Below are 6,359 nucleotides of genomic sequence, written 5' to 3'. Positions count from 1 at the left end.
TGGAGATCTCTCCTTTGACAACTCCCAAGGGCAGCATCGCGCCGATCTGGCGCAAAGGCAAGCCAGAGCAATCCGCATAAAGGGTTATCGCATAAAAGTGTAGTTTCAAGTGCAAGGGCGCGCTGACGATTTCCGCGTTATTTCATCCTCAACCTCACCCCAGCGCCACCGCCGTTCTCGGGGATGAACTCGACGCCGGCCGGTTCTAGCGCAGCGGCACTGATCGACTCGCAAGCTTGGCGATATGGCCCGCTGCCTCACGGTGGCGGGCTTTTGTTACCCCAATTGTTACCCCCGTGGTTTTCTGTCGCTAAGGATTCGATGAGTTAATTGACACTAACTTATTGATGTTGCTGGTGCCCCCGGACGGAATCGAACCGCCGACCTTCGGTTTACAAAACCGCTGCTCTACCAGCTGAGCTACAAGGGCACGGCGCTCCGGTTAGCATATTTGGTGCGCCAGTAAAGACAAAACTCCGTTTTGAGCGCGCCGGAGCTGCCGGCGCAGGCATCCTGAAAACGGCCCAATTGGCTTCCTATATCGTTCGAAGGTGCAATCGCATAGGCGAGGTGTCGCATGATCAGACTTGTCGTCATTGCCCTGATCGTCGTCGTGGCCTGGTTTCTCCTGGTGAAGCTCATCAAGGTTTTGAAGAGCGCCAATGTCGACTGGACCGGCGTCACCACCATCATTGGCTTCATCGCGCTCGCCTTCTGGCTGCGCCACATCACCGGCATGGGCTGAGGCCTCCCGCCGCCGGACTGCCGACCGGCGCTCTTCGCCGGTCGTAATTAATTACGCGCCTGGCGCAAACCCAGTTCAGAAAAATCGAAAAAAACGTCGAACCTTTTTCCTTGCGGCTGAGACGACAGTTTCATGGTGATGTTCTTGTTTGAATTGATGACTGTCGATGTCGGCGCCGTCCCTCATTGCCCTGCCGGGCATTTCTCCCCGTATAGTGACGGGGAGAAAGACGCCTGCACGAGGTTTCGGCAATCACCAGCGTTGCAGGAAGGACGCTGAGGCCGCGGCAAGCTCCCTTCTCCCCGTCACTATACTCACTATACGGGGAGAAGGTGGCGGCAGCCGGATGAGGGGCAGCGCGAACCTGAAGCGATTGACCTACGGCGGTGGTAGAGGCTCTGTCGACCGGCGCTCCTCGCCGGTACGCGCCTGACCAAGCTCAGTTCAGACCGCAGCTTTGCGCTTTCAAAAAAATCCAAAAAACCGTCGAACCTTTTTCCTTGCTGCCACCACAGACGGTCAAGAGGCGGATGGATCGCCTCTCCAGCAAGGAGATCGTCATGTTCAAGCGCACCCTCGTTTCCGGCCTCATCGCCACCACTGTCGCCGCCGTCATGCTGGCCGGCACCGTTCAGCCTTCGGCCGCCCATCACAAGCACCATCACAACAAGCATCTTGGCATCGGCATCGCCGCCGGCGTCGGTGGCTTCCTGCTCGGCAGTGCGCTCGCCGAGCCGCGCACCGTCTACATCGAGGAAAATGGCGGTTCGTGGCACGTCCGGCGCTGCCTCGATCGCTACCAGAGCTACGATCCCTACACCGACACCTATGTCGGCTACGACGGCTATCGCCACTATTGCCGGCTTTGAGGGGAGGTGAACCGTTTCAGACAGCTGAAAAAGGGGCATCCACTGCCCCTTTTTCAGCTGTCTGGGTTGCAAAATTGAACCCGGCACCGCAACCGGTTCCAGCGAGGGATGTACAGGGATTTTTCGACAGCTTAGTCTGGCGGTGAAGGCACCAGAGGGAGAGGGACGCTTGGACGAGCACGAACCCAAGGAAGAGCAGATTGAGACGGATTTCCGCAACGGCACGATCACCACCGTCGGCATTCTACTGGCTTTCTCGCTGGGCTTCATCACGCATTGGGCCGCCAACCCGCTCCCTTGGGAAATCTATCACCTGGCAGCCGTCCTGCCGATTTTGATAGGCATTGCCTTGCAGATACGAGCGCTGCGGTTGCTGCTCGACACAACGTCTCTACAGCGACGCGTCTATGAACGCGCCACCCGCATCTTCATCGCCGGCCTCATCTTCACCGCCTGCGGAGTTGGGCTGGCGATGCTGCTTGATTTCTACGACCTATCGACCAAGAGCGCGGTGCCCGGGGCCTAGCTCATCCTGACAGATGTCGCACCATTCGGCGCCGGTCAGCGCTGCCATGCGCTCGACGCCTATTTTCACCGCTGCATTGGTTGCGCCGGCCGCTGGCACGACCTGATCGTAGGCGCGCAGCGATACGTCGCAATAGACCGGCAACGGCGAGGCGAGGCCGAAGGGGCAGACGCCGCCAATCGGATGGCCAGTGATTTCGGCCACCTGCTCGGCATCGAGCATGCGCGGCTTGCCGCCGAATGCATCGCGCGATTTGCGATTGTCGATGCGCGCGTCGCCGCGGGCGACGACCAGCATGACCCGGTCACCGACGCGCAGGCAGATGGTCTTGGCGATCTGCCCCGGCTCGACGCCGTGCGCCTCGGCCGCGAGCGCGACGGTCGCCGAGCTTGTCGGCGTTTCGATCACCTCGATGTCGGGGGCATATTCGGCGAAGAAGGCTTTGACGGATTGGAGGCTCATGCGTCTTTCGGGCGTCGGCTGGCGGAAGGTGGACGCAAACTTGGCCGTAGCCGGGCGGCTGTCAAGGTGAGCGCGCAGCGCCAATCTCGAAGAGTGAACCCGGTTCGGCGGCGCGGCTTGGTGAAGAAGGGGGCGGCAGACCACCAATCATCTTGGTCACCGCCGCTGCCGCATCGTGCACCAGCGGGCCGATCTCGGCCAGCCGCTCCGGCGTGACCCGCACCGTCGGTCCCGAAACCGACACGCCGCCGATCGGCTCGCCGAACTCGTTGAAGATGGCGGCGGCAACGCAGCGCATGCCGGGGTGCCGTTCCTCGTCATCGACCGACCAGCCGCGCAGTTTTATCGTCACCAGATCACGGGCCAGCGCCGAGATGTCGGAAAGCGTCTTTTCGGTGAAGCGCTCCAGCCCGGTCCGGCGCAGGACGGCGCCGACGCGCTGCGGCTCGAGATGCGCCAGCACCGCCTTGCCGATGCCCGATGCATGGAAGGAGCTGCGCGTGCCCGGCCGGAAGAAGGCGCGGATCGCCTGATGCGTCTCGACCTGGCTGACGAAGACGACGCAGTCGTCCTCGGCGACGCCGAGATTGGCGGTCTCGCCGCTCTTCTCCATCAATTCCTGCATGACGATGCGGGCGCGGTCGACCAGCTTGCGGCGGCGCAGGAACGCCGCGCCCATGCGATAGGTTTCGACGCCGATCGACCACAGCTGGTCGCTGCTGTCGAACTCGACCATGCCGTGGTTTTCCAGCGTCGTCAGCATGCGGTAGGCGGTGGAAGCCGGCAAGCCGGACGTGGTGGCGATCTCGCTCAGCGACAGGCCGCTGCCTTCGGCGACGATGGCCAGGATGCGCAGCGCCCGGTCGAGCGACTGCACCGAAGCCGACTCGGCCGGACCGTGGAAGGCGCGGGGCCGTCCGCGCTGGCGTTTCTCGGCGGTTTCCATAGTGGCATTCTTGCCGATTTCGCCAAATCCGCAATGAAAAAGTTTTTCACTGATTTGCCACGCGAATTCGTGGAAAACAGAAAATCCAATAAAATCACTAGATAAAAGCGGTTTCTTAGAAATGAAAAAATATTCTGAAAAAATTGAAAAATAATAGGCGCGCTGCCATTCTCGGCCATCAACAATTTCGTGGAGGCTGACATGGCCAGGATGCGCGCAGTCGACGCAGCGGTTCTCGTTTTGGAAAAGGAAGGCATCTCCTGCGCCTTCGGCGTGCCGGGTGCTGCCATCAACCCGTTCTATTCGGCGCTGAAGGCGAGGGGTACGATCCGCCATATCCTGGCGCGCCATGTCGAGGCGGCCTCGCACATGGCCGAAGGTTATACCCGCGCCAGATCTGGCAATATCGGCCTGTGCGTCGGCACTTCCGGCCCGGCCGGCACCGACATGATCACCGGCCTCTATTCGGCCGCGGCCGATTCCATCCCGATCATCTGCATCACCGGCCAGGCCCCGCGGGCGCGTCTCAACAAGGAGGATTTCCAGGCCGTCGACATCGCTGCCATCGCAGCACCCGTCGCCAAATGGGCGGTCACCGTGATGGAACCCTATCTCGTGCCGATGGCGCTGCAGAAGGCGTTCCACCTGATGCGCTCGTCGCGGCCGGGGCCGGTTCTCATCGATCTGCCGGTCGACGTGCAACTGGCCGAGATCGAGTTCGACATCGATGCCTATGAGCCGCTGGTGCCGTTCAAGCCGGCAATGTCGCGCGGCCAGGCCGAGAAGGCCCTGGCGATGCTCAACGCGGCCGAAAAACCGTTGATCGTCGCCGGCGGCGGCATCATCAATGCGGATGCCTCGGATCTGCTGATCGAGTTCGCCGAAGTCACCGGGGTGCCGGTGATCCCGACGCTGATGGGCTGGGGCGCGATCCCCGACGACCACCGGCTGATGGCCGGCATGTGCGGGCTGCAGACATCGCATCGCTACGGCAACGCGACCATGCTCGAGGCCGACTTCGTCTTCGGCATCGGCAACCGCTGGGCCAACCGTCACACTGGCTCCGTCGACCTCTACACCAGGGGCAAGAAATTCATCCATGTCGACATCGAGCCGACGCAGATCGGCCGTGTCTTCGCGCCGGACCTCGGTGTCGTCTCGGATGCCGGTGCGGCGCTGAAAATGCTGCTCGACGTCGCCACCGAGTGGAAGACCGCGGGAAAACTGCGCGACTGGTCGGGCTGGGCCAGGGAATGCCAGGGCCGCAAGAAGACGCTGAAGCGCAAGACGCATTTCGACCAGGTGCCGCTGAAACCGCAGCGCGTCTACGAGGAGATGAACAAGGCGTTCGGCCGCGACACCACCTATGTCACCACGATCGGGCTTTCGCAGATCGCCGGCGCGCAGTTCCTGCATGTCTACAAGCCGCGCAACTGGATCAATTGCGGCCAGGCCGGCCCGCTCGGCTGGACGCTGCCGGCCGCACTTGGCGTTCGCGCCGCCGACCCGCAGCGCAACATCGTGGCGCTGTCCGGCGACTATGATTTCCAGTTCATGATCGAGGAACTGGCGGCCGGCGCGCAGCACAGATTGCCCTATATCCATGTCGTCGTGAACAATGCCTATCTCGGCCTGATCCGCCAGGCGCAGCGCGGCTTTTCGATGGATTTCGAGGTCAGCCTCGCTTTCGAGAACGTCAACCGGAAGGACGATCCCGAGGCTGGCTACGGCGTCGACCACGTTGCTGTCGCCGAGGCCATGGGCTGCAAGGCGGTCCGGGTACGCAGGCCGGAGGAATTCGCCGGCGCCTTCAAGCAGGCGCAGCGCCTGATGAAGGAGCACCAGGTTCCTGTCGTGCTCGAATTCATCTTAGAGCGCGCCACCAACATTTCGATGGGCACCGAAATCGACAAAATCACCGAATTCGAGGAGCTTGCCGAACATCACGAAGACGCGCCGACGGCGATCGTCATGCTGGACTGAACGGAGAAAAAGAATGCCACGGTTTTCGGCCAACCTTTCGATGATCTTTGGCGAGCACGAGTTCCTCGACCGCTTCGATGCCGCCGCCCGCGCCGGTTTTAGGGGTGTCGAATATATCGGCCCTTATGACCATGCGCCCGATCTCGTTGCGGCGAGGCTGAAGAAAAACGGCCTGACGCAGGTGCTGTTCAACCTGCCGGCCGGCGACTGGGCAAAGGGCGAGCGTGGCATCGCGGTGTTGCCGGATCGTGTTCCCGAGTTCCGGCAAGGCGTCGCCAAGGCGATCACCTATGCACAGGCGCTCGGTTGCGAACAGGTCAACTGCCTCGCCGGCATCGCGCCGCAAGGCGTCGAGCGTTCGGTGCTGGAAGACGTCTTCGCCGAAAACCTGGCTTTCGCGGCCGAGAAGCTGGAGCAGGCCGGCGTGAGGCTGCTGATCGAGCCGATCAACACCCGCGATATTCCCGGCTTTTTCCTCAACTATTCGGACCAGGCCCTGGCGCTCATCGACCGCGTCGGCTCAAAAAACCTGTTCCTGCAATATGACATTTATCACATGCAGATCATGGAGGGCGATCTCGCCCGCACCATCGAGGCAAACCTCGACCGCATCGCGCATATCCAGCTTGCCGACAATCCCGGCCGTCATGAGCCGGGGACGGGCGAGATCAATTTTCCCTTTCTGTACAGTCACATCGACCGCATCGGCTATACCGGTTGGGTAGGGGCGGAATACAAGCCGGAGGTTTCGACGGAAGCCGGGCTGGGCTGGTTCCGGAAGTTTGCCGGGCAGGCGGCGTAGGGGGTCAAGGATTATTGAAGTCGAGT

The 6,359-nt window shown here is 61.7% G+C and carries 8 protein-coding genes and 1 tRNA gene; 5 read left to right on the top strand and 4 right to left on the bottom strand.

The window, feature by feature from the left end:
- Nucleotides 1–354: 354 nt before the first annotated feature.
- Nucleotides 355–430 (bottom strand) — tRNA-Thr (locus AC0L16_RS26970).
- Between the two features lie 147 nt (nt 431–577).
- Between AC0L16_RS26970 and AC0L16_RS26965 the strand changes: the two genes are divergently transcribed.
- Nucleotides 578–745, top strand: a complete 168-nt coding sequence (locus AC0L16_RS26965) for a hypothetical protein (RefSeq protein ID WP_023798133.1) — start codon at nt 578–580, stop codon at nt 743–745.
- Nucleotides 746–1,184: 439 nt separating this feature from the next.
- Here AC0L16_RS26965 and AC0L16_RS26960 read toward each other — a convergent pair whose 3' ends face one another.
- Complete coding sequence (locus tag AC0L16_RS26960) at nt 1,185–1,313, bottom strand: hypothetical protein (protein WP_473624313.1); 129 nt, start codon at nt 1,311–1,313, stop codon at nt 1,185–1,187.
- Here AC0L16_RS26960 and AC0L16_RS26955 point away from each other — a divergent pair.
- Both AC0L16_RS26955 and AC0L16_RS26950 read left to right on the top strand, forming a co-directional pair.
- On the top strand, nt 1,306–1,614 hold the full coding sequence (locus AC0L16_RS26955) for a BA14K family protein (RefSeq protein WP_473624312.1): 309 nt from the start codon (nt 1,306–1,308) through the stop codon (nt 1,612–1,614). The genes AC0L16_RS26960 and AC0L16_RS26955 overlap by 8 nt on opposite strands.
- Nucleotides 1,615–1,783: 169 nt before the next feature.
- The gene (locus AC0L16_RS26950) at nt 1,784–2,140 is read left to right on the top strand and encodes a hypothetical protein (RefSeq protein ID WP_473624310.1); all 357 of its coding nucleotides are present in this window, start codon (nt 1,784–1,786) and stop codon (nt 2,138–2,140) included.
- Here AC0L16_RS26950 and AC0L16_RS26945 read toward each other — a convergent pair.
- Both AC0L16_RS26945 and bhcR read right to left on the bottom strand, forming a co-directional pair.
- Complete coding sequence (locus tag AC0L16_RS26945) at nt 2,108–2,602, bottom strand: YbaK/EbsC family protein (RefSeq protein ID WP_091591224.1); 495 nt, start codon at nt 2,600–2,602, stop codon at nt 2,108–2,110. The two genes, AC0L16_RS26950 and AC0L16_RS26945, sit on opposite strands and share 33 nt — an antisense overlap.
- Before the next feature lie 61 nt (nt 2,603–2,663).
- A complete protein-coding gene (gene bhcR / locus AC0L16_RS26940; protein ID WP_473624309.1) occupies nt 2,664–3,548 on the bottom strand; it encodes an HTH-type transcriptional regulator BhcR in 885 nt (294 codons plus the stop codon).
- A 201-nt stretch (nt 3,549–3,749) separates the two neighbouring features.
- Here bhcR and gcl point away from each other — a divergent pair, with 201 nt between their 5' ends.
- On the top strand, nt 3,750–5,531 hold the full coding sequence (gcl, locus tag AC0L16_RS26935) for a glyoxylate carboligase (protein ID WP_473624308.1): 1,782 nt from the start codon (nt 3,750–3,752) through the stop codon (nt 5,529–5,531).
- A 13-nt stretch (nt 5,532–5,544) separates the two neighbouring features.
- Nucleotides 5,545–6,333 carry a hydroxypyruvate isomerase gene (hyi, locus tag AC0L16_RS26930; protein ID WP_473624306.1) on the top strand — a complete coding sequence of 263 codons (789 nt, stop codon included), beginning with the start codon at nt 5,545–5,547 and terminating at the stop codon, nt 6,331–6,333.
- Nucleotides 6,334–6,359 lie beyond the last annotated feature (26 nt).

This window comes from Mesorhizobium sp. WSM4848 (genome assembly GCF_055811375.1).
The sequence above is the reverse complement of the archived record's forward strand: the minus strand, read 5'-3'. Positions and strand labels throughout refer to the sequence as shown.